Annotated in this window: 19 protein-coding genes and 1 pseudogene; 10 read left to right on the top strand and 10 right to left on the bottom strand. The window is 37.1% G+C overall.

The genetic code is table 11. The features are described 5' to 3' along the window. Positions 1-83 precede the first annotated feature (83 nt). The 4 genes from ODZ84_RS22035 to ODZ84_RS22050 all read left to right on the top strand — a co-directional run bounded on the left by ODZ84_RS22035 (position 84) and on the right by ODZ84_RS22050 (position 4,717). Entirely contained in the window at positions 84-1,220 is a 1,137-nt protein-coding gene (locus ODZ84_RS22035; RefSeq protein ID WP_266174631.1) for an ABC1 kinase family protein, read from the top strand. Next, positions 1,168-1,734, top strand: a complete 567-nt coding sequence (locus tag ODZ84_RS22040) for a protein kinase family protein (protein ID WP_266174633.1) — start codon at positions 1,168-1,170, stop codon at positions 1,732-1,734. Before ODZ84_RS22035 ends, ODZ84_RS22040 begins: the two co-directional genes overlap by 53 nt. Before the next feature lie 113 nt (positions 1,735-1,847). Then, complete coding sequence (locus ODZ84_RS22045) at positions 1,848-2,351, top strand: hypothetical protein (RefSeq protein WP_266174634.1); 504 nt, start codon at positions 1,848-1,850, stop codon at positions 2,349-2,351. 1,013 nt (positions 2,352-3,364) lie between these two features. Then, entirely contained in the window at positions 3,365-4,717 is a 1,353-nt protein-coding gene (locus ODZ84_RS22050; protein ID WP_266174635.1) for a DEAD/DEAH box helicase, read from the top strand. Positions 4,718-4,773: 56 nt separating this feature from the next. On the opposite strand, the gene ODZ84_RS22055 is transcribed toward ODZ84_RS22050, so the two are convergent. The 6 genes from ODZ84_RS22055 to ODZ84_RS22080 form a co-directional block, all read right to left on the bottom strand. Next, a complete protein-coding gene (locus tag ODZ84_RS22055) occupies positions 4,774-5,427 on the bottom strand; it encodes a GDSL-type esterase/lipase family protein (protein ID WP_266174637.1) in 654 nt (217 codons plus the stop codon). 55 nt (positions 5,428-5,482) lie between these two features. Further along, a complete protein-coding gene (locus tag ODZ84_RS22060) occupies positions 5,483-5,944 on the bottom strand; it encodes a lipocalin family protein (protein WP_266174639.1) in 462 nt (153 codons plus the stop codon). Positions 5,945-6,143: 199 nt separating this feature from the next. Further along, positions 6,144-7,307 carry an iron-containing alcohol dehydrogenase gene (locus ODZ84_RS22065; protein ID WP_266174641.1) on the bottom strand — a complete coding sequence of 388 codons (1,164 nt, stop codon included), beginning with the start codon at positions 7,305-7,307 and terminating at the stop codon, positions 6,144-6,146. Between the two features lie 470 nt (positions 7,308-7,777). Beyond that, positions 7,778-8,353, bottom strand: a complete 576-nt coding sequence (locus ODZ84_RS22070) for a hypothetical protein (protein WP_266174643.1) — start codon at positions 8,351-8,353, stop codon at positions 7,778-7,780. A gap of 33 nt (positions 8,354-8,386) precedes the next feature. Further along, positions 8,387-8,791: a hypothetical protein gene (locus ODZ84_RS22075; RefSeq protein ID WP_266174644.1), complete on the bottom strand. Its 405-nt coding sequence runs from the start codon at positions 8,789-8,791 to the stop codon at positions 8,387-8,389. Positions 8,792-8,838: 47 nt separating this feature from the next. After that, entirely contained in the window at positions 8,839-9,504 is a 666-nt protein-coding gene (locus ODZ84_RS22080; protein ID WP_266174645.1) for a hypothetical protein, read from the bottom strand. A gap of 736 nt (positions 9,505-10,240) precedes the next feature. Here ODZ84_RS22080 and ODZ84_RS22085 point away from each other — a divergent pair. Beyond that, positions 10,241-12,774: pseudogene (locus tag ODZ84_RS22085) on the top strand (phosphoenolpyruvate carboxylase). A 269-nt stretch (positions 12,775-13,043) separates the two neighbouring features. Beyond that, the gene (locus tag ODZ84_RS22090) at positions 13,044-13,823 is read left to right on the top strand and encodes a hypothetical protein (protein ID WP_266174646.1); all 780 of its coding nucleotides are present in this window, start codon (positions 13,044-13,046) and stop codon (positions 13,821-13,823) included. 35 nt (positions 13,824-13,858) lie between these two features. Here the strand turns inward: ODZ84_RS22090 and ODZ84_RS22095 are convergent, their stop codons facing one another. Beyond that, positions 13,859-15,463 (bottom strand): S8/S53 family peptidase, encoded by a 1,605-nt coding sequence (locus ODZ84_RS22095; RefSeq protein WP_266174648.1) that lies wholly within the window; start codon positions 15,461-15,463, stop codon positions 13,859-13,861. An 85-nt stretch (positions 15,464-15,548) separates the two neighbouring features. Here ODZ84_RS22095 and ODZ84_RS22100 point away from each other — a divergent pair, with 85 nt between their 5' ends. From ODZ84_RS22100 to ODZ84_RS22115, 4 genes are all read left to right on the top strand, one after another. Continuing rightward, on the top strand, positions 15,549-16,673 hold the full coding sequence (locus ODZ84_RS22100) for a DegT/DnrJ/EryC1/StrS family aminotransferase (RefSeq protein ID WP_266174650.1): 1,125 nt from the start codon (positions 15,549-15,551) through the stop codon (positions 16,671-16,673). A gap of 384 nt (positions 16,674-17,057) precedes the next feature. Then, the gene (locus ODZ84_RS22105; protein ID WP_266174652.1) at positions 17,058-17,300 is read left to right on the top strand and encodes a hypothetical protein; all 243 of its coding nucleotides are present in this window, start codon (positions 17,058-17,060) and stop codon (positions 17,298-17,300) included. Between the two features lie 27 nt (positions 17,301-17,327). After that, entirely contained in the window at positions 17,328-18,350 is a 1,023-nt protein-coding gene (galE, locus tag ODZ84_RS22110; protein ID WP_266174655.1) for a UDP-glucose 4-epimerase GalE, read from the top strand. Positions 18,351-18,455: 105 nt separating this feature from the next. Beyond that, the gene (locus ODZ84_RS22115; protein WP_266174657.1) at positions 18,456-18,908 is read left to right on the top strand and encodes an adenylyltransferase/cytidyltransferase family protein; all 453 of its coding nucleotides are present in this window, start codon (positions 18,456-18,458) and stop codon (positions 18,906-18,908) included. A 41-nt stretch (positions 18,909-18,949) separates the two neighbouring features. On the opposite strand, the gene ODZ84_RS22120 is transcribed toward ODZ84_RS22115, so the two are convergent. The 3 genes from ODZ84_RS22120 to dapF form a co-directional block, all read right to left on the bottom strand. Next, positions 18,950-21,526 carry a TonB-dependent receptor domain-containing protein gene (locus tag ODZ84_RS22120; protein WP_266174659.1) on the bottom strand — a complete coding sequence of 859 codons (2,577 nt, stop codon included), beginning with the start codon at positions 21,524-21,526 and terminating at the stop codon, positions 18,950-18,952. Between the two features lie 171 nt (positions 21,527-21,697). Next, positions 21,698-22,723 carry an endolytic transglycosylase MltG gene (gene mltG, locus ODZ84_RS22125; protein WP_266174661.1) on the bottom strand — a complete coding sequence of 342 codons (1,026 nt, stop codon included), beginning with the start codon at positions 22,721-22,723 and terminating at the stop codon, positions 21,698-21,700. A 30-nt stretch (positions 22,724-22,753) separates the two neighbouring features. Beyond that, positions 22,754-23,521 carry a diaminopimelate epimerase gene (gene dapF, locus ODZ84_RS22130; RefSeq protein ID WP_266174663.1) on the bottom strand — a complete coding sequence of 256 codons (768 nt, stop codon included), beginning with the start codon at positions 23,519-23,521 and terminating at the stop codon, positions 22,754-22,756. Positions 23,522-23,536 lie beyond the last annotated feature (15 nt).

The raw sequence follows: 23,536 nt of genomic DNA on the forward strand, positions 1-23,536 counted from the left end.
AAGATAAAGCAGATCAATAAAAATAACAGATTGCATTTTTAAAGGAACAATTTTTGAATTAAATTGCAACTACATTTCAAGATATGTTTGACAAGCAACAGAGAAAACTGAAAAGATCCGCAAAATTAATTTCCGTATTAAGCAAATACGGTTTTAAAGATATGCTCGCGAGAATGAACAGCGGAAACAAGCAGGTTGATATTCCCGGAAATTCCGATGAAATTATTTCAAAAGGAACGGTATACGAAAGAATCAGGCTGGTGCTGGAAGAACTGGGACCTACTTTTGTCAAGCTTGGACAGACCTTTAGCAACAGGGAAGATCTTCTGCCGGCAGAACTTATTCAGGAATTACAGAAACTTCAGGATAAAGTAGAGGTGGTAGAAATGAATGTTGAAGAAATTCTGGAGAATGAATTTAATATTTCCGTAGCAGAACATTTTCTGGAAATTCCTAAAGAACCCCTGGCCACAGCCTCTATTGCGCAGGTTTATAAAGCAGCTTTAATTGACGGCACAGAAGTTATACTGAAAATTAAGAAAGCCGATGTTCAGAGCGTTATTGAAGATGATCTGCTTTTAATCAAAGATCTTGAAAAACTGATTTCGTCCTATTCTGAAATTGGTGACAAACTTAATCTGAAACAAGCCATTTCAACGTTTGAAAAGTCACTGCTGGAAGAAGTTTCATTGATCAATGAGAAGGAAAATATCCTCCAGTTTGCAAGAAATTTTAAAAATAATAAAGAGACCTACGTTCCAAAAATTTACGAAGATTTTTCCAACAACAATATCCTCTGTATGGAATTTATCGACGGAATCAAAGTGACGGATAAAATTTCTTTATTAGCGCACGATATTAATCCTGTCAAGGTTTCGGAAGAAGGTTTAAGGCTTTTCGTATCCCAGATTTTAGACTACGGTTTCTTCCATGCAGACCCTCATGCAGGAAATATCCTGGTAAAAAGAGACGGAAAGGTTGTGTTCATTGATTTTGGAGCCGTGGGAAAAATTCCGCCCAATGATAAGGAGATCCTTGAAGATCTGATTGTAAGTTTCGTTGCCAAAAATCCTCATAAAATTGTAAGGTATCTCAAAAAAATGGCGATCAGCTACCAGATTCCTGATGAAAGAAGATTTGAAAATGATGTAGAAGATATTCTCAATTTTGTCCACAGTACCTCTTCTGAAAGAAATAAATCCCCAGGCCATCATCAATAAAATGAAAGATGTTTTAAAGGATAACCGACTGTATATGCCGGATTATTTTTATCTTCTGTTTAAAGGAATCGGCTTGATAGAAGGAGTAGGACGCACCATAAATCCTGACCTGGATGTCGTTAAAAGTCTACATCCGTACACCAAAAAAATATTCGCGAAAAAGATAAGTCCTAAGAATATTTTAAAAACGGGAATGGATAAAATGATGAATTTTACAGACAATGTGGATGAAATCCCTAAAGAATTACGTTCCGTTTTACAAAAACTCGACGACAATAAATTCACCATTGCCAGCGAAATTAAAAATATTGAAAAGACCAACAGGCTCATAAAATCGAGCATCATCAATCTGATCCTAACCATGATTTTAGGGGCCAATATCATTGCAACAGCTATCGTATTTGCTTCCGAGTCGGGCCCGAGGATAGGAGAACTTTCACTGGTTGCGGTACTGGGATTCATCTTTTCAGTTCTGTTGATCATCGTTATTTTATTAAGAATTACCAGAAAATAATTTTATCTGTATCCCACATGAAATAAGGGAATTTGTGAACAATCAGCTTGCTGTTAAAAGATTGTATGGAATAGCAACAAAGATCAAAAACAATATTAAATGACACCTATACCATGAAAATACTCATTTCTTCATTACTCACATTGTACAGTGTTATCATTTTTGCCCAACAGCAGGAAGGAATATCAGGAGACTTTAACGGCGACGGGAAAAAAGAATATGCCTATACAAAACTGAAAGACTGTAACGACGATTGTGACGGAGCATGTGAAACCGTGATTTATTTCAGTGATAAAAATATAAAGCCATTCACCATTTCACCATCCCGGGACGGAACTTTATATAACCTATCCGATTTAAATAACGACGGAAAAGATGACCTCGGCTTTTATCCCGACTGGTGTACAAGCTGCTGGCATCCGCTGTATGTCTATACCTTTACAAAAAATGGCTGGAAGCCTTTAGTATCGCCTATTTCCACCCATTGCTCACAGTGGGAAGAAGAAAAATTCCCGATCAGAAAAGATCCGAATAAGAAAGGGTTTGTAATTATTACCTCCAGCGTATGGAAAGATGATGATATAAAAATCGTGAGTAAAAGTGTGAAGGTTAACTGATGATATTGTAGCTGAAAACTGAAGTGTGAAAGTTTAAAACCATACATAGAAGTTGTTTAAACTTATTCAGGAAAAAATAGTTCCGAGAAAATTAGCATTTTTAGACACAATGTAAAAGACTAACGATCTGGAATTCATTAGCAAAAATAAAATAGAGAAATGGATTTCACCATTTAAGCAGAGGGAAAAGAGGATTTTCTACGAGGTTTAATTTGGTAAAAATAATTCAGATCATTATAAAACGGCTGAAAACCGGTTGCCAGTGGCCGAAACTTTCGTTAAAGGAGTATTATGGGGAAGAAAATACGGCAGAATTAATTGTGCCTCAGAAGAAAATCAAAGATTTTCAAAAAACTTACGTGTGCTTCTTCTGCGTAAAGTTATTACTTAAATCTACTTAATAAGTGTTTAGAAATCTCTTGGATTTCCTTTAGGGTTTACTACAGACAACCACACGAAGGGATTCGTGCGGTAGCGGTGTGTGGTTATTCTCCCACATTTAAATACATTTTAACATGTTTAAAACACACCGCAAAATTAAGTGTGCCTTAAAAGAAAATCAAAGATTTTCAAAAACTTACGTGTGCTTCTTTTGCGTAAAGTTATTACTTAAATCTACTTAAGTGTTTAGAAATCTCTTGGATTTCCTTTGTGGTTTATTACAGACAACCACACGAAGGGATTCGTACGGTAGCGGTGTGTGGTACTTACTGTCTCAAATTAAGTACACTTTAGAAAGTTTAAAAAAAATACCGCAGAATTAAGTTCACATCAGATCAAAGATTTTCAACAGGACTTTCGTATACTCTTTTCCGTAAAGTATATTACTCTAATTAACTTAAGTGTTTAGAAATCTTTCGGATCTACTTTGGCATAATAGAAAAGTTTAAACAGCTTTATAATATCAATGTCTTCACCGAATATCTGACACAGAAATATGAACCTGGGGCGATTATTTTTCAGCTTTAAAGTCAGGCTTCTATACTACAAAATTAATTGCCTATCTTTGCAAAATGGAAAAACTCACTTTTGCAGATTTTGACCTTCCGGTTAAAATTCTTGATGTTTTAGCAGATCTGAACTTATTTGAACCTACTCCGATTCAGGAGAAAAGCATCAAACCGATACTTTCGGGAAGAGATGTAATGGGCATTGCGCAGACCGGTACCGGAAAAACACTGGCCTATCTTCTGCCTGTTCTTAAAACCTGGAAATACAATAAAAACGGTAATCCTACAGTTGTTATTTTAGTTCCTACAAGAGAATTGGTCGTTCAGGTAGCCGAGATTGTTGAGAAATTGACGGAAAATATTACCGCAAGAGTGATTGGGATCTATGGAGGTAAGAATATTAATACCCAGAAGTTGCTGTTTAATGATGGTTGTGATATTTTGGTGGGAACACCCGGAAGGGTAATGGATCTTGCAATCGACAATGCCATTTCTCTGAAAGAAGTTCAGAAACTGATCATTGATGAGTTTGATGAAATGCTGAACCTGGGTTTCAGACCTCAGCTGACCCATATTTTCGAAATGATGAGGGAAAAAAGACAGAATATTCTTTTTTCTGCAACGATGACAGAAGCTGTGGATGAAATGCTGGAGCAATATTTTGCCGGTCCTGTAGAAATTTCACTGGCAAAATCCGGAACACCACTTGAAAAAATTGAACAGACGGCCTACAAAGTAGAAAATTTCAATACTAAAATTAACCTGTTGGAACATTTGCTGAAAACAGATGCCGATATGTCAAAAGTGTTGATCTTCACCAATAACAAAAAGAATTCAGATCTTCTATTTACGAAAATTGATGAGCTGTTCCCGGAACAGTTTGATGTTATTCACTCCAATAAGTCCCAGAATTACAGGCTAAAGGCGATGAAACGCTTTGAAAATGAAGAAATCCGGGGTCTTATTACGACTGATGTAATGGCGAGAGGTCTGGATATTTCAGATATTACCCATGTTATCAATTTTGAAACGCCGGATATTCCGGAACAGTACATTCACAGGATCGGTAGAACGGGTAGAGCCGATAAAGATGGTAAGGCAGTAACTTTTGTAACTAAAAAAGAAGAAATTTCAGCTCTTGATATCGAGTTGCTGATGGATAAGGAATTAAGATATATTGACTTCCCTGAAGGAGTGAAGATTAATCCTAAAAAGATTGCTTCAGAAGAAGAGGTCATCATCATGAAAAATCCTGCCCAGGTAAAATTAAATGACGGTGGAGGAGCCTTCCATGAAAAGAAAGACAAAAATAAAAAAGAAAACTGGGGGGGACCTTCAAAAAGAAAAGCACCAAAAAAATTCGGCGCCAACAGAGCCCAGCAGAAGGCGATTTCAAAGTCTAAAAAAAAGAAATAAACGAAACTCCCTCAATTTGAGGGAGTTTCTGTTTATAATAAGCTTTCTGTCTGTCGTTATTTCATATAAGGTTTCATCACAGAAGTCCAGAGTTTATAACCTTCCGGAGTCATGTGGAGCATATCTTCTACAAAAAGGTCTTTTCGTACGTTGCCATTCGCATCTTCCATCACTTTGGTAATATCAATATATCCTGCATTACGTTCTTTTTTCATAAAAGCAGCAATTTTCTCATTTGCTTCTCTCATTTGGGGCCAGAGCTTTTCGCGGCTCGGAGAATATTTTATGGAAATATAATCTACCGGGATCTTCGGGAATTTCTGACGGATCTTTTTATAGAACGTTTTAAAACGGTCTACCACAACATCCGCTTTTAACTGTTCATTATCGGCAAAATCATTTTCACCACAGTAGACAATAATCTGTTTAGGCTGATAGTTGAGAAGGTCTTTGGCGTAATAATTAAGATCGGTTAAACGCGATCCTCCAAAGCCCCTGTTGATGATTTTTTTATCCGGAAAATAATCAGCTACATCTTTCCACTTTGTGAAAGAGGAGCTTCCAACCAAAAGAATAGCATTTTTAGGAGGAGCATTTTCCTGATCTGCTTTTTTGAAATCCTGGATGTCCTGCCAGTACATCGGTTTTTTTTCCTGTGAAAAGAAAAGGGCAAAGGTCAGCAATAATAATGCTGATAACATCTTCTTCATTGTTCAATAATTTTAATACGTATAAAAAACTCCCGAAAAATTCGAGAGTCAGTTTTTATCTTTTGTAGGTCGTATAGGTGAAATCAATGATCTGATCACCATTCTGATCTACATTATCATTCAGCTGCTTGATTCTTAATTCTGTAGCGGTAAGGATAACGACCTCATATTTCATAGGTGGAGCATTGTCAAATCTGATCTCCATATTTTTATTTTCGGTATCGTACGTATATTTACCTTCTACGGTACCAGCCAGCTGACAATCGGATCCTACCCCTGAATACGTGGTATAGGATACGAAATAATCTGTTCTGAATAAGGTTATGTTTTTAGTATCACACCCGGTAATAACTTCAGTACCAACTAGAGTTTTGTCGTCTTTCCCGGAAATCACTTCTTTTTTTACGGTCTTCCATTCACCCTTCATCATATCCATTTCATATCCCTGGATATCATCATCTTCACAAGAAGTTAGCGCTAGCGCGGAAAAGGCAAATAAAAGTAATTGTTTTTTCATTTTCACAAATTTAAGAATATGCTAAAATATAAATAAATTTGAAATATCTCTAATGAAATCAAGGTTTTTTAAACGAATGTTTGTAGAAAAAATAATTAAAGAGGAAAGTCAGAAGATGATGTCGGAAGTTTACCAATAATGGCTACAATTTTATCATTCAAAGATAAATCTCCGTCACCACCCTCAGTCTTCGTCTCTATCAATAACTCATTTCCACGATTTTATATGCATCCTGCGGAGTCAGCTTTTTATATTCTCCAAGACCCAGCCAGTTTCTTTCTGTAAAAGCCCTTTCCACCTTCTCTGCAGTACCTCTGTAATCATCGGTATATTCTGAAAGTTTGGTCTTAATATCTAAACTGTGGAAAAATGCTTCCAGTTTCTGAATTCCGGCTTCGGCTTTTTTTTCAGTCGTTCCGTCTTTAATTCCCCAGACTCTCTCTGCATACTGAGCTAATTTCTCTTTCTTAGCCTCAAAATTATAACGGTAATGAGATGGGGCAATAACCGCTAACGTTCTAGCGTGATCTATTCCGTAATAGGCTGTTAGTTCATGTCCCATGGCATGAACCGCCCAGTCTGTTATCACGCCTTTCTGGATTAATCCGTTTAAGGCCATTGTACAGCACCACATGAAGTTTCCTGCAGCATCATAGTTGAATTCATCTGCCAATACTTTGGGAGCTGTTTCCTGTAAGCTGATTAAAATGCTTTCAGCAATTCTTTCCTGCAGATCCGCTGAAGAAGGAGAGGTCATATACTGTTCCAGAACATGCGTATAGGCATCGGTAAGTCCGTTTACAATTTGTCTTGGCGGAATTGATCTTACCACCTCAGGATCCAGCACTGAAAACTGAGGAAAAAGTCCGGGACCTCCTGACGACAGCTTTTCGTTGGTCTCTCTCCTGGAAATAACGTAGCCCGAATTCATTTCAGAACCAGTTGCCGGCAACGTCAATACACTTCCGAAAGGCATGCCTTCACCCTCAAAAGTCCGTACCGGTTTTTTCAGAATTTCCCATGGCTCACCGTCATAGTTTGCCGCTGCCGAAAGAAATTTAGTCCCGTCAATCACAGAACCGCCACCTACCGCCAGCAGATAGGTAATATTTTTCTCTTTGATTATCCGTATAGCATCCACCAGCACTTCATATTCAGGATTGGCAGGAATACCTCCGAATTCGTGCAGCTCATGATCTTTCAGGGCCTGATTTACCTGATCATAAACGCCGTTGTTCTTGATGCTTCCGCCCCCGTAGATCATCAGAACTCTGGCATCCTGAGGGATCTCCTTTGAAATTTTAGCGATTTCACCCTTCCCGAAAAGTATTTTTGTTGGATTTTTGAATTCAAAATTAAGCATTGTTCTTACATTTTTTGTCCTTCAAATCTACACATTGTACAACGAAATGTAAGTTAAAGAAGTTTTAAAATTCAAATGACAGATTTTTATTAAAACTATTGAAATCGGATGTATGAGAAAATTAGGAATTTTGGAGTTTACTTAAAAGTTTCTATATTTTTATAAGTCAATTTGTTTTTTTTCAAATATTCTATTACCGCTCAGGTAGACAAATCCTCGCTACCGCACGAATCACACAGCTACCGCACGAATCCTTTCCCATGCTACCGCACGAATCCGTTCCCATGCTACCGCACGAATCTTTCGTGCGGTACTTATTGAAACCACACGAAAGATTCGTGCGGTAGTGAGGAAGGATTCGTGCGGTAGCCAGGAAAAATCTACTTATTTGGCTTTCTCAGTTAAGTGTTTAAAATCTTTGGATCCTTTGGGGTTTAATAAAAAAGTTTAAACAGCTTTGAAGTCAAAAATTAGTAATTTACGTTACTTTTTACTTCCCATTTACCGGTTTTTCTGTTGATTTTTACAAAAAAAGATTCTTTCCGGGCATCATTCCTCGGTTTTAAAACATATATCGAGATATATTGATCATCAATTTTATAAGAACTTCCTAATGCATTACCGGTATCTACCTGAAAGCCATAAGTTGCCGCAACTAAAATGGCTTCCGGCAGATTGTCGACGAATCCGATGAAACTCCTCAATTGCTGTTCATCAGTAAAATATTTGGACCTGTCGTTTTCACAGGCTATAATGTATGAAAAACAGTTCTCTCCCAGGCATTTCTGGAAAAACCCTCTCTCCGGAGCAGGATCATTAATTGTAAGATAGGGCGGCATCTGGCTTTCATAAATGACAGCTTCGTCAGGATCCGGATTGTTGCGGAATACAGACCAGTATCCGTATTTTTTATCGGGGATGATAAAAGGATAGAGCAGTTCTGTATTGTCCAGGATTTCAGGAATTCTTTTAAAATCGGACGGGACGGTTCCCTGTCCTGAAACCCAACCGGATAATAACAGGATCACCGGGAATAATAATTTCATTCTGTTTTTTTGCAAAGGTACTAAAGTATGATTTTATTGCAGTACGATTTTATAATATCCGTTTTCGTCTGTTACGTCGATACCCACCCCGGTGAATGTTAATTTATTGATCTGATAACCGTCACAACCCCCTTTAAATTCTGATGAATGGATGGAGAAATTAAAAATCTTAATGGCAGAATAAAAGGTGTAATTTTTTATTCCGTTATAAGTCCCTACATTTTCTAAAATTACCATGTCTTCCGATGTTTTCGTAAGCTGAATGCCAACATGGTTTTCATCTTGAACGGAATACGTTGAAAGTGCTCCGTTCGTAATCAGATTGACGTCATTAGAATCAACAAATTTAAACGCGATTGTCTGAGGTGCATTATAGCAATCGTCACCACAAGCGGTAAAAAGAAAAGTGATTACTAGGAACAGGAATATTTTTTTCATGGGATCAATTTCTTGTAGATGAGTAATTATTAATGAATTGAATAAAATTATAACAAATCTGAAGTATTGTAGCGTTTTCTGAATATTTTCAAAACCTGCGCAAGCTGATAATCCGTAATATCAAAATCATCAATATTGACCTCTACTTTTTCGTCTCCATGAAAGAAATATAGATAGTTAACTTCTGGCTTATAATCATGCTTAGATTCGCGACTTACTAAACGTTTTACGATAATTTTTTCAAGTTGAATTTCATTCCAAAAGTACATTGGATTATTTTTTATTTGAATACCTTTTCTATCAATCGAAATAATTATTTTAGATGTTTTCTTAATTTCCAGAATAATTTTTACAATAAAATAAATCGTAAATGCTGCTAGCAATGCAACTATAAATATCGTTATGAAATTGAACTTCATAATAATACAAGAAAGAAAAAATATTCCTAAAATCACGAAGATACTATAAGTCGCAATAGCAATAATCCTGCCCGAAAGCGAATATTTGATAGTAACTTCATCAGGAAGTGTATTTTCATCATATTCAACAATATTATTTTTATGAATATTATATTCCTTATAAATAAAAACTCCGTTGATGAATGTTCCAATAAAAAAAATAATGGAAAGAAGAATAAAATATTGTAGTAAATAAACGCCTGCTATTAGAGTTAACATTCCTATAGTTGAATAAAAAATAATTCCAAATTTCATATGTCATTAATATTTTTGTAAATACATTATAAAGTAACGCATTAATTGAATTCAAAACTAAAAAACCTAAATTAGAGATTTTTATATCTAACGATCACTCTGGTTCTTTGCCCTTCATCAATCCCAAAAATAAAACTATAAACATGAACAGAATCGTTATCCCATCTTTCAATTCTTTGCCACCAACCGTCTTTCTTTTCAAATATTTCTGTCCCGCTTCCTAGTATTTTTGAAATTCTGTTTTTATTTAAACGATAAAGGCTATCAATAAATAGTTGTTGTTTTCTGTTTTGACTCCAACTGTATTCTATTAATCGTACAGTACTATCTTTTTTGGTGAAAAGTAAGAGGCTTGAGTGTTCAGATTCCCTGTATCCCTCCGATATATTAAGGGTTGATCGAAATTATAATGTTCAATACCCGGGAAATAGTCTTCTGATAAACTGATTCGATAAGGTTTAGTATATTGAATAGAGTTATTCTTATCCTCTATTTTTTTTTATGTCTGCTAATTGTATGGTGTCATAAATAAATTCTGTAGATTTTAGTTTTACATTTTTCTTTTGAGTATCTGAATCTTTTTTTTGATGGCAACTGAATAGTGTATACATTATCATGATTACAATAAAAGATTTTGTTGGATACATCAAATGAAAATTATATTATTTTGTAAAGATAATTTAAATTTTAAATTTATTGAAATACAATTAAAACGAAAATCCCCTACATTTGTTACATGATACACGACCAACGCGCAGAAAAATTCAGGCAGATCGTGGAAAATAAGTTCCAGATCTACAATTCATTATTTATGAGCCTTCCGTATGATAAAATGACCAACATCGGGATGCTGCTTCCGTTTCTTTGTGAAGAAAGCCGGATCGGTTACGAAGCCGGGAAAACCCCTGAAGAAATCGTTGAAGAATTTTTTAAAAGCCATACCGATTTACAGACCGAAGAGCAGAAAACTGAACTGCTTTTTAAAATCATACAATATATTGAACGGCAGGTTGTTCTCTTCGACAGTATCGAAGATGCCGCTTTCCCCAATATTCACTCCGAAAGTGACAACGGGACGGTGACCCATATGTACGAACGTTCATTACAGGATCACAAGCTGGAAAAAATTCGTGAAAAACTGAAGGATTTTTCAGTGAAAATTGTTTTTACGGCCCACCCGACCCAGTTTTATCCGAATTCGGTACAGAGAATCCTTCACGACCTCCGCAATGCCATTACGACAGACTCTATCACCAACATCGACATGTTATTGCAGCAGTTGGGAAAAACGCCGTTCGTTAATAAAGAAAAACCAACGCCTATCGATGAGGCTTTAAGCATTATATATTACCTGAGGTATGTTTATTATGATACCATTGGTGAACTTTTTACAAAGATAAAATCCACATTTGAGAATGATCATTTTCATCTGCATGAAGATCTCATCCAGCTGGGATTCTGGCCGGGAGGTGACCGTGACGGGAATCCTTTTGTAACAGCAGAAATTACAAAAAGAGTATCTGAAGAACTTCGTTCCGCCATTTTAAAAGCCTACTATAACAACCTTAAATCTGTACGGAGAAGATTAAGCTTCCGCGGCGTTTCGGATGTATTGACAAAACTGAGTAATGAACTGTACTCAGCCATCTTCAGAAGTGAAAAAATTACCTCAGAAGAGATCATCGGGAGATTGGAAAAAGCTGAAAAAATCCTGGTAGAGCAGCACAACTCATTATTCCTTGATTTGCTGGTGAATTTCAAAGACCGCGTGAAAATCTTCGGAACTCACTTTGCAACATTGGATGTACGCCAGGACAGCAGAATTCACCAGCAGGTGATCGATGAGGTTTTTGCTAAAGTGTCCGGGAATACAGAAGCTACTTACGAAGAAAAATTCAGTCAGCTGATTCAGATTTCGGAAAAAGTAAATGCTGACGATTTTGAAGACATTGTAAAAGATACTTTACTGACGGTTTCTCAGATCTCGGAAATTCAGGAATTGAACGGGTACAGAGGAATGAACCGTTATATCATTTCCAATTCTGACGCTGTAAAAGATGTGATGAATGTATATGCATTTTTCAAAATCTGCGGGTACCAGGATGGAGAAATCAATATGGATATCGTTCCGCTTTTCGAAACAATGGAAGGTCTTGCCAACGCAGAAAATGTAATGAACGAACTGTATCAGAATCCTGTCTATAAAAAGCATCTGTTAAAAAGAGGAAATCAGCAGACCATTATGCTTGGTTTCTCGGACGGAACGAAAGACGGCGGATACCTGAAGGCCAACTGGGAAATTTATAAGGCCAAAGAACTTTTAACAAAGCTTTCCGAGGATAATGGAATCAAAGTAGTATTCTTTGACGGACGAGGCGGTCCACCCGCGAGAGGAGGCGGCAAAACCCATGATTTTTATGCTTCCCAGGGGAAAACAATCGCCAATAATAAAATTGAATTGACCATACAGGGGCAAACGATCACCAGTATTTTCGGAAATAAGGAACAGGCAAAATATAATTTCGAACAGCTTTTAACAGCGGGAATTGAGAATGATGTCTTTAAAAATTCGAAGAAAGATTTAACGGAAAAAGAAAGAAGCCTGATCATCGAACTGGCAGATCTCAGTTATCAGAAATATTCAGATCTTAAGGCACATCCGATGTTTGTTCCCTATTTACAGGAAATGAGCACGCTGGAATATTATGGGAAAACCAATATCGGCAGCCGCCCGTCCAAAAGAGGTGGTGGAAACGAGCTGAAATTTGAAGACCTGAGGGCAATTCCTTTTGTAGGATCCTGGTCACAGCTTAAACAGAATGTTCCCGGGTTTTTCGGCTTCGGCTTTGCCATGCAGCAAATGAAAGAGCAGGGAAGGTTTGATGAGGTAAGAGAGCTATACAGAGGTTCGGATTTCTTTAAGACCCTGGTTTTAAATTCGATGATGAGTATGAATAAGTCTTATTTCCCTTTGACCTATTACATTAAAGACAATCCGAAATTCGGAGCGTTCTGGAATATACTTTTTGATGAGTTCAGTCTTTCAAAAAATATCATGCTGGAACTTACAGGCTTTAAAATGCTTCAGGAAGAAGATCCCTATCAAGAAAATCCGTAAAAATCCGTGAGAGGATCGTATTGCCACTGTTGAGTATTCAGCAGTATGCGTTAATGAAAATTCAGAAAGGAGAAGGAAATAAAGAAGCATATGAAAAGCTGGTAACCCGTTCTCTTTTCGGGAATATTAATGCCAGCAGGAACTCAGCTTAAACAGATCATCATTAATATGATAATTGTGTAAAATGTTAAAATAGACTTCAAAAATAAAATAAAAAATAATACTTTACCGTTACCAATGAAACTACCCGAATAGCGGTAGTTTTTTTATAAACTATAAGCGATCAGCAATGAACAAATTTGTGATTCCTTTTTTGATTTTTCTATTCATTAAAGCTTTTTCCCAGGATCCAGAAAAAATAACTTTCCCGGACACTAAAAATTTTTATTATAAAATTCTGCCGGAAGGCAAACCGGTGGGAATGATCATTATTTTACCCGGTGGTGGCGAAACTCCTGAAAGAGTGATGAATCAGATTTATCTTGATGAGCTGGCTTACGGTGAAAATTTGATTGTTCTGTTTCCAGGATTTGAAGAGGGAGATTTCAAAATGGATACTGAACAGAGATTTCTTGATAGGATAGCGAAAGATGTAGTGGAGAAACATCATATTTCTAAAGATAAAATAGCTATTGGTGGACTTTCTTATGGTGGAATGTTAGCGGTAAAATATGCAGAAATAGCAGTAAGGGATAGAAGCAGATATTTTATACCAAGTTCAGTTTTCGCATTGGATCCTCCGCTTGATTACGAAAAAATGTATGGTCAATTTAAGAGAGATATTGAAAGGAATTATTCTGAAGCAGCTGTGAATGAGGCAAAGAATTTTAGCAAAGAGATGACAGATGCTATAGGGCTTCCAGATAAAAACAGAGAAAACTACATCAGAGAATCCATGTTCTTGTACAGCGAGAAAGATGGTGGAAATGCTAAATATTTAATGAATATTCCGCTCTTGATCTATACAGAACCCGGAATTATGTGGCAGTTGAATAACAGAGGGAGAGATCTGTATGATACCAATAGTATAAGCATCACCGCAATGATAAACCTGTTAAGATTGAAGGGACACAAACAGGCAGATTTGAAGATTGTTAATGACAGAGGCATAAGACCTGAAGGCTTCAGGCATCCCCACTCCTGGAGCATTATGGACCCTGAGGAATGTTTGGAGTGGATTCTAATGCATTTTAATAAATAAAAAGAGCCATCTGAATAATCAAATAGCTCCATCTGTTATTCTTTAATAAACTTTTCGTAGTAAGTCTCAGCATCTGTCCGGATTTTCAGATAGTACACTCCTTTGGCAAAATCTTCAACTTTTACGGATTTCTGATGGCTGGATTTTGTAATGAGGCGCCCCAGATGATCATAAATTTCCAGTGATAAAACTTCACTTTCAGAGGCGATATTGAGAATGTTTTTAACCGGATTAGGAAAAATAGCAATGTCTTTTTTCTTAACCAGATCAGAAGTATTTAAAACATTATTATAAAAACTTCCGAAGTTTAAAATTCCGAATCCCATCTGATCGGTGTGGCCAGGTGAAAGAGAAGCAGTCTGCCTAAGCCGGGCCCGCATCTGATCCCTGTTCATTGTATTAAAAGCCTGAATCAGGCACGCAACGCCTCCCGCAGCAATAGGAGTAGCGATAGAAGTCCCACTCACGACGGACGTTGAATTGTTATTGACCGTAGTGGATAAGCTTCCTCTCGCACTTGCATCCGGTTTTACAATGCCGGCCGCATTCGGTCCGTAGGAAGAAAATCCTGAAGAGGCTCCCGCGGCATCTACGGAACCAATGGTGAATACTTTGGCATTATCGGCTGGAGTTGTAATGTAATGCCACGTCAGCTGTCCGGAGTTTCCGGCAGCTACGAGAACAAAGATTCCTTTATTAACCGCTATCTCAGCACCTCTTGCAATGAAGGACGTCGTGCCGTTCATGTCAGCGTAGGTATAATTGTATCGTGTATCGTCAAATGTATTGTATCCCAGTGAACTGGTAATAAGATCAACACCTTTCCGGTCGGCCTCTTCTGCGGCCTCGATCCAGTAGATTTCTTCCTCCGGTATTTCTGCAGCAGCATTTTCGCTTCTGTAAAGATAAAAATCGGCATCCGGTGCCGAACCGACAAAATTATCCTGGATATAACCGCCCATTGCCCCTAGAACAACAGTGCCGTGAGCATTTAAAGAAGAATTATAAATATCAGTCGTTTTGGTTACAAAATCATATCCTCCCTTAACCTGACCGTTGGTCCAAAGCCTGGAAAAGGCAGATCCGGTATTCACCGTAGGAAAACCCGTATCAATTACTGCCACGGAAACTCCGGTTCCGGTGTAACCGGCTAAATGAAGCGGACGGAGATTAATCTGGTCGATTTGTTCCGTGCCTGATCCGTAGTCAAAGGTGGTTAGAATTTTACTGCTGGTGTCAGAAACAGGACTCCATTTGCCGGATGCAACCTTTGTTCCTACAGCCGTATTTCTGGCGAAACTTTCAACGTTTTGTACAAAAGTCTGAGACTGCAGCACCGTGATTTGAGCAGGGGTAGCATTTACGGCAACACCATTCAGCCATTTCGAATAATCGGTGACTGTAAATCCTAAATTCTGGATGTTCTGTATATAAGAAGGTTCGATTGGGGCATCCTGATCATTCAGTGAAACTCCCAAAGCGATACGCCTGTTGAGGGACTTCTGACTCAGTTCCGAAAGGGGATTGGCATAGAAAGCAGCTTTATTGGGCTTGTCTTTAAAAAACACAAAAACCAGCTGTGTCTGTGCGGAAGCGACAGAGTAACCAGCTATCAGACAAAATAGTATCGTTTTTTTCATGCGTAATTTTGTATAAAGATAAAACAAAATCAATAAAATTTTTAAAAGGATATTAAATTCCTTATTTTTACAGAAATATTTGTTTATGAAAAAAATTCAAATGGTTGACTTACAAAGTCAGTATTACAAAATAAAAAATGACGTCGATAATGCAGTTTTAAATGTAATGGATTCGGCAGCCTTTATCAATGGCCCCGAGGTAAAGTCTTTCCAGAATGAATTGGAATCTTATTTAGATGTGAAACATGTAATCCCGTGCGGCAACGGTACAGATGCTTTACAGATCGCTCTGATGGCTCTGGACCTTCAGGAAGGGGATGAAGTGATCACCGCAGATTTTACTTTCGCTGCAACGGTGGAAGTGATTCATTTATTGAAACTGAAATCTGTTCTGGTAGATGTAGATTACGATACATTCACGATCTCTGCTGAAGCAATTAAAAAAGCCATCACTCCAAAAACAAAAGCAATCATTCCTGTCCATATTTTCGGACAATGTGCTAATATGGAAGAGATCCTTAAAATTGCTGAAGAACATAATTTATTTGTCATCGAAGATAATGCACAGGCGATCGGTGCCGAATATACTTTTGCGGACGGAACTGTAAAAAAATCAGGAACCATGTCTACTGTGGGAACGACGTCTTTCTTTCCGTCTAAAAACCTGGGCTGCTACGGAGACGGAGGCGCTATTTTTACCAATAATGACGATTTGGCTCACCGTTTAAGAGGAATCGTGAACCACGGAATGTACGAGAGGTATTATCATGATGAGGTAGGGGTAAATTCCAGACTGGACAGTGTTCAGGCAGCTGTACTGAGAAAAAAACTTCCTCATCTGGATGCGTATAATGATTCAAGGAGAAAAGCAGCAGACTTCTACGATGAAGCTTTTGCCGGAAATGAGCATATTCTCACGCCTAAAAGAGATGAAAATTCCACCCATGTCTTTCATCAGTATACTTTGAGAATTCTGAACGGAAAACGTAATGACCTGCAGAAATTCCTGACTGAGAAGGAAATTCCGGCAATGATTTACTATCCTGTAGCACTGAGAAAACAAAAAGCATACTATCAGGAAAGCAATGATGCAGACTTCGTTAATACCGATAAGCTTTTGGACCAGGTAATTTCTCTACCGATGCATACCGAACTGGATGATGAGCAGCTGAAGTATATTACAGAAGCCGTGCTGGAATTTATGAAATAGTACTTTGTCAAAGTTGAAAATCTTTGACAAAGTTCAACACACAATGAATGAAAATAAGAGAAAATCATTTACAAGCAGATCGGTTTTATCATATATTCAATAGGGGATTAATTCTGACCTTATCTTTTTTAACGATGAAAATTGCAATTATTTTCTTAAAAAAGCTAAATTGTACCTGATCCCATATTTTGAAGTGTATGCCTACTGTCTGATGTGTAATCATTTTCATTTTGTGCTGAAACAAAATGAGAAATAAGCACGTCTGATATTTTTAATGGTAAAGGCCTGCATTCGGAGCATGCTTCTTTAGCAAAGCAATGGGTAAACTGATCAGCAGTTATACCCAGTCCTTATAATAAAGTATATCAGTGAAGCGGACCTCTTTTGGAATTACCTTTCAAAAGAATTTTTATTGATTCTGAAGAATATCTTAAAAATCAGATTATTTATATTCATCAAAATCCGGAAAATTTTCAGAATTATAAATTTTCATCTTATCTTGCGGTCGTTTCCGGTTCTGAAATCCACGTGCAGCAAAATAAGATTCCCGATTTATTCGGTGACCGTGAGAATTTTATTGAAGCTCACAAAAGAGAAATAAACTTAAACTTTGTCAAAGATTGGTAATTTTGACAAAGTCATAAAAATTAAACAATGGCAATACTTGTAACAGGAGGTCTAGGATATATTGGTTCACACACCGTTGTTGAACTTTTAAATAACAATTTTGACGTTGTTATTGTAGATGATCTTTCCAATTCGGAACGGTTTATCTTAAAAAACATTGAGGAAATTACAGGGAAGAAACCTGCTTTTTATCCTTTCGATTTAAAAAGAAAAGAACTTCTGACACAGGTTTTTGATGCCCATGAAATTACGGGCTGTATCAACTTTGCAGCTTCGAAAGCAGTGGGAGAGAGTCAGCTGAAGCCCGTAGATTATTATGAGAATAATTTATTTTCACTAATCAATATTTTACAGGAGTTCAAAGAGAGGCAAATCTCCAATTTCATTTTCAGTTCTTCCTGTACGGTGTACGGTCAGGCAGACCAGATGCCTATTGATGAAAATACACCGTTAAAAATGCCGGAAAGCGTTTACGGAAAGACCAAACAGATGGGTGAAGAGATTTTAACTGATTTCGCAAAGGCTTACCATAGAAAAATTTCTTTGCTGAGGTATTTCAATCCTATCGGGGCACATCCATCAGCAAAATTAGGAGAATTACCTATTGGAATTCCTAATAATTTAGTACCTTACGTAATGCAGACGGCAGCCGGTGTTCGCGAAAAGTTAAGCGTATGGGGTGACGATTACCCTACAGAAGACGGAACAGCAGTTCGTGATTATATCTATGTGGTCGATCTGGCGAAAGCTCACGTAGCTGCCTTACAGAAGCTGATCAACGATCCGTCCGAAGAAACCCTTGTAGATATCTATAATTTAGGAACTGGAAAAGGATCATCTGTGCTGGAAGTGGTAAAGGCATTTGAAATTGCAAATAATGTAGAAGTTCCTTACCAGATCTGCAAAAGAAGAGAAGGTGATATTACCATTGCCTACGCCCATGTGGACAAAGCTGAAAAAGAACTTAGCTGGAAGGCTGGAACTCCATTGGAGGAAGCCTTAAGAACCGTATGGGAATGGCAGAAGTATCTGGAATCCAGAAATACTTAAAAAAACGGAAAAGAATGAGTTAATTATAAAAAAACAACTAAATATTTATCCATCGTCACCGAAATTATACTTTTGAATTTTGGTGATAGTTAACAAAATACGTATATGAAAACAGAAAGAATTGGCATTACATTTTCTTCATTTGACCTGCTTCATGCCGGTCATATTAAAATGCTGGAAGAGGCTAAAACCGTTTGTGACTATCTTATCGTAGGTTTACAGATCGATCCTTCTCATGACCGTCCTACAAAGAACAGACCTACTCAGACTATCGTAGAAAGATACATCCAGCTTAAGGCTGTAAACGCGGTAGATGAGATTATTCCTTATTACACGGAAGAAGATCTTCTGGATATCCTGAAGTCTTTTGTAATTGATGTAAGAATTATCGGTGATGATTATCTTGACAGAGATTTTACAGGAAAGAAATACTGTGAGGAAAAAGGAATTGATATCTTTTATAACAAGAGAGATCATCGGTTTTCTTCCAGTGATCTAAGAAAAAGAATCTACGAAGCCGAATTGGAAAAAGCTGCCAGAGCACAACAAGTAAAATAAAAAAATCCCGAAAATTTCGGGATTTTTTTATTTAAAAGGGCTTACATTGGTCCGCCTTGCTCATCTCCTCCTGTAGCATTGGAGTTAATATCCTTTTTCCTTTTAGGCTGTTCTATTTTCTCCCCCTGCTTGAATCTGTAGGTCAAAGAAACAGTAAACTGTCTCGGTTGCCACTGCATATAAGAATCCCTGATACTGTTGGCAGTATAGGTTGTAGATCTCATTGCTCTGGTGTTGAAAATATCCTGAACATTGAAAGCCAATGTGCCATTCCCTTTCCAGATTGTTTTTGATGCCCCGAAATTGATGGCATACATATCTTTTCGATCCTGATATGCTGATTTTTGCCCTCCTCTGTAAAATCCTTGTAGCTGGAAGCTGAAAGTTTTGTCGACCTTGAATGTAGAGGTAAGTCTTGCTCTTGTTGAGAATCCCTTACCTTCAAAATTGGCAACATCCTGTATAGGATTATTATCCCGGTCAAAAGTATCATATAAAATACTTCCCTTTGTATTATAGCCAAATACGTCTACGTTTCCTAAGAATTTCATCCAGCTGGTTGCATCCCAACTGAAGTTTAAATCTAAACCGAAACGATCATCTGTACCCAGGTTAATGGGTTTTGTATGAGACTCTATACGTTTGGGCTCAAGAACATCTCCATCAATGTCTGTCGCCAAAATGTTGTACACCAACATTTTTGTATCATCAGTCTGATGTCTGTAATATAATGTAGGATTAATCGTAAATTTCTTTTTGGAAATACTGTATCCTAATTCATAAGAATCTACATAAGATGGATTCAGATCAATATTTCCATCAAAAATATTCTGATTGTCATTGTAGTTAGGATTAGGGATCATAAAGAAAGATCTCGGCCGGTCAATTCTTCGGGTATAGTTTAATAAAAACTGGTTATCTTTTGCTATTTCGTAGCTTAAATAAACACTTGGGAAGAGATTGTTATAATTTTTAGTCTTGTTAAGCGCCGGCTCATTGGGAACAAGATTTTGATAATTAATATCAATGGTAGAAATCTCATCACGCAAGCCCAACTGATAATTCAGTTTTCCTATTTTACTCTTAAACTGAAGATAAAAAGCGTTGAAAGTTTCTTTGTAAAGAGCATCATAAGTGTAGGGTGCTAAATAAGATAATGTAGGATTCTCAACCAATTCACCTTCTAAAACATCATTACTGTACGTATTATTATTAATATCTAAACGGTAACCTGCCTCTAATTTTGAGTATTCTCCAACAGGCAATTCATAATCAGCTTTTGCAATAAATGATTTATTTAAGGTGTATTGATTAACAATATTCTTTAATGAAAACCCAGTATCTTCAATATCCGTGTCATTATATGATCTGTTTCTCTGTAAACTTAATGATAATGATAAATTTTGTCCCTTATCATCAAATTTATGATCTAAACCGAAATCACCCTGAAAGGCAAGGTTATTATTTCTTCCGGTTGTTTTTCTTGTAGACGTATAAAAAGGATTGGTTAAAGGAGTATAGCCGTAATCAATGTTACCAAAATTTTCATTTTCGAATGTTCTTACCGTACCAGATGCATTTACGGATGTCTTATCTGTTATATCGTAGATAATACCGGCAGATGCATTATAATTGTTGTTCTTACTTTTAGACTCCGAATTGGTATCTCTCTGTACCAAATCGTCAGCCAATACAGCATTATTGAAATAATCATTATTTCTGCTGGTGTTTTTAGACTCTCTGTATCCGCCGCCGCCGTTCAGAAACCAGGTGAAATTTCCTTTTCTCCAGTTAAGATTGGTATTCAGGTTCGTTTGAGGCAGATATCCCAAAGTTCCGATTACACTTCCGTTAAAACCGGTTTTTTTAGTTTTCTTTAATATAATATTTAAAATACCAGCAGTACCTGAAGCTTCAAATTTTGAAGAAGGATTGGTAATTACCTCAATTTTTTCGATCTGGTCAGCAGGAATACTCTGTAAAGCATTGGCTCCGTCATCAATCCCAAGAAGAGCAGAAGGCTTACCGTTAATCAAAAATCTTACATTGGAGCTTCCTCTCATCGAAACGGTACCGTCTGTATCTACAGAAACGGAAGGGACATTGGAAAGAACATCCTGAAGATTTCCACCCTTGCTTACAATATCCTGAGAAGGGTCGTAGGTTCTTTTATCAAGCTCTACCTTATAAGGTTTCGTGGAAGCTGCCGTAAGTACAATGCCCTGAATTTCCTGGGTCTTCTGATCTTTAGGAGCCGTGAGATTAGCCGTTTCATCAGGCTCTATCGTTAAAACCCCAATATTTCCGGGAGCTGTAATCTGTTTATTGACTAAGCTTTTTTTGTAGCCCACCGCTTCGATCGTAACGTCATAGATTCCCGGGACTAAATCGAGTTTGTATTGCCCTTTTTCATCTGCAAGAGCAGCATCGCTTAGTGCTTTGTTCTCCTTGTTGGTAAAGGTAACAGAAGCATAAGGGACTGTCTGGCTGCTGTCATTAACAACGGTTCCTGAAACATTTACTTTTTCCTGAGCAAAAGCAAATGCTGCTGCTGAAAGTACGAAAGTAAGTCCCAAGGCTTTTTTTGTGAAAATGTTGATAATTTCCGTCTGGTTCATAAGGTTATTTTATTGTGTAGAATCGTGAAAATATTCCTTCTAACATTTCGAAAATGTTAAAATAATGAGTTGAAGAAATATAATGATTAGTTTATTATTCTAAATGTATAGGTCGTATTACTCTTCTAAATGTTAATCGTTGCTTTGTTAAAATAAAGTTAAATTTATTTTTTACTTAATATTTTTCGAATTTAACCAGTCCTGATACGCTTTGGCATTCACTGCATGCTCTTCAGCACTTGCTGTAAACTTGTGAAAACCGAATCTCGCAGGGTCGGCACACATGAAAATATAGTTATTGCTTTCAGCATTCAGAACAGCATCTACCGAGTTTTTGTCTACAATACAGATCGGTCCCGGAGGAATTCCTGCATTGGCGTACGTATTATAGGGTGACGGCGTTGATAAATGTTTATAGAGAACTCTCTTGATCTGATCTTTAAAGTTAGTCTGTTTATTGATCGCATAAATGACCGTAGGATCAGACTGCAGTTTCATTCCTTTTCTGTAGCGGTTCAGATACAGTCCTGCTATCGTTCGCATCTCATCTTTTTTTCCACCTGATTCTTTATAGACGATGGATGCCAATGCATAAATCTGATCTCTCGTTAAACCGGATTTTTGTTCTTCTGATTTTCTTTCGGCATTCCAGAAATCATCATACTGACTTTCAAATTTTTTAAAAAACTCTTCAGGAGTTACCGTCCAGAAAAAGTTGTAGGTATCGATGAAAAAATATTTTTTTAATTCCTCCGCATTATTCAATCCTTTCTCGTTGGCAAGCGCATTAAGATCACTAACGAATTTCAAAGAATCCAGTTCAGTTTTTTTTGTCACTTTTCCTATCATCTGATAAATATCTCCAAAATCGCCGATTCTGAAGCTGTTTGCCGTTTGATTTCCGGCCTTGATCATATTGACGAGGTTAGAATTACCCATTCCTTTCTGAAAATAATAACGCCCGGCCTTAAAATATTTTTCAAGATCTTTTTCTTTCGCTACCTTTTCAAAAGATTCTTTATTATCTGTATATTTTGCAGCAGAATCCAGGATCTGCTTAAAACTGGCTTTATGAGGGATTAACACATACCCGTCTTTTTCTACGTTGCTTCCGTAATAGGTATTATAAAATCTCAAACCAAAAAATCCTGCAACCGCAATAAGCAACAGAACAATAATGAGAATTGTTTTTTTCATTATTAATTAAGTAAATTAAAAAGTTATTGATTACAGTAAGTCAACCTTACCTTTGAAAACCTGCTTTGCAGGGCCTTCCAGCCAGATATTCTGAAAAGAATCCCCATTCTTTTCTGCATGGACTTCAAGGTCACCTCCTAAAGTTTTAACTTTTACAGAGATTAGATTGTTATTTTGCAGAAAAGTTAAAGCGGCAGCAGTAACTCCCGTTCCGCAGCTGTAGGTTTCATCTTCAACGCCCCGTTCATAGGTTCTTACGAAAATTTCATCTTCTGAAACTTTTTCTACAAAGTTGACGTTAATTCCTTCTTTTTTGTAATTTTCAGAATTCCTGATGCTGCTTCCTTCAGCGAAAACTTTATAGTTTAAGATATCTTCCACATATTTTACATAATGGGGAGATCCGGTATTCATCACCGTATCTTCGCCGTCTTTAATAATAGCCGGAACATCGCTCATTTTTAACTTGACAATTCCGTTATGAATTTCGGCGTCATGCGCTCCGTCGATAGCAATAAATTTACATTTACCCTCAAAAATATCAAGGAAAAATGCAAATGCCACCGAGCAGCGTGCACCGTTTCCACAGAAACTTTTGGAACCGTCGGAATTGTAATAATCGACTTCAAAATCGAATCCTTCTGCCGCATTGATCTTAATAAGTCCGTCTGCGCCAATTCCAAAACGGCGGTCACACAACTTCTGAATATGGGCAATGGATAAGTCGTCCCATTCTCCGGAGCGGTTATCGATCATGACAAAATCGTTTCCGGTACCCTGATATTTATAAAAATCCATAATTTTTCTTTTTTA

Source organism: Chryseobacterium fluminis (assembly GCF_026314945.1).
GTDB lineage: Bacteria > Bacteroidota > Bacteroidia > Flavobacteriales > Weeksellaceae > Chryseobacterium > Chryseobacterium fluminis.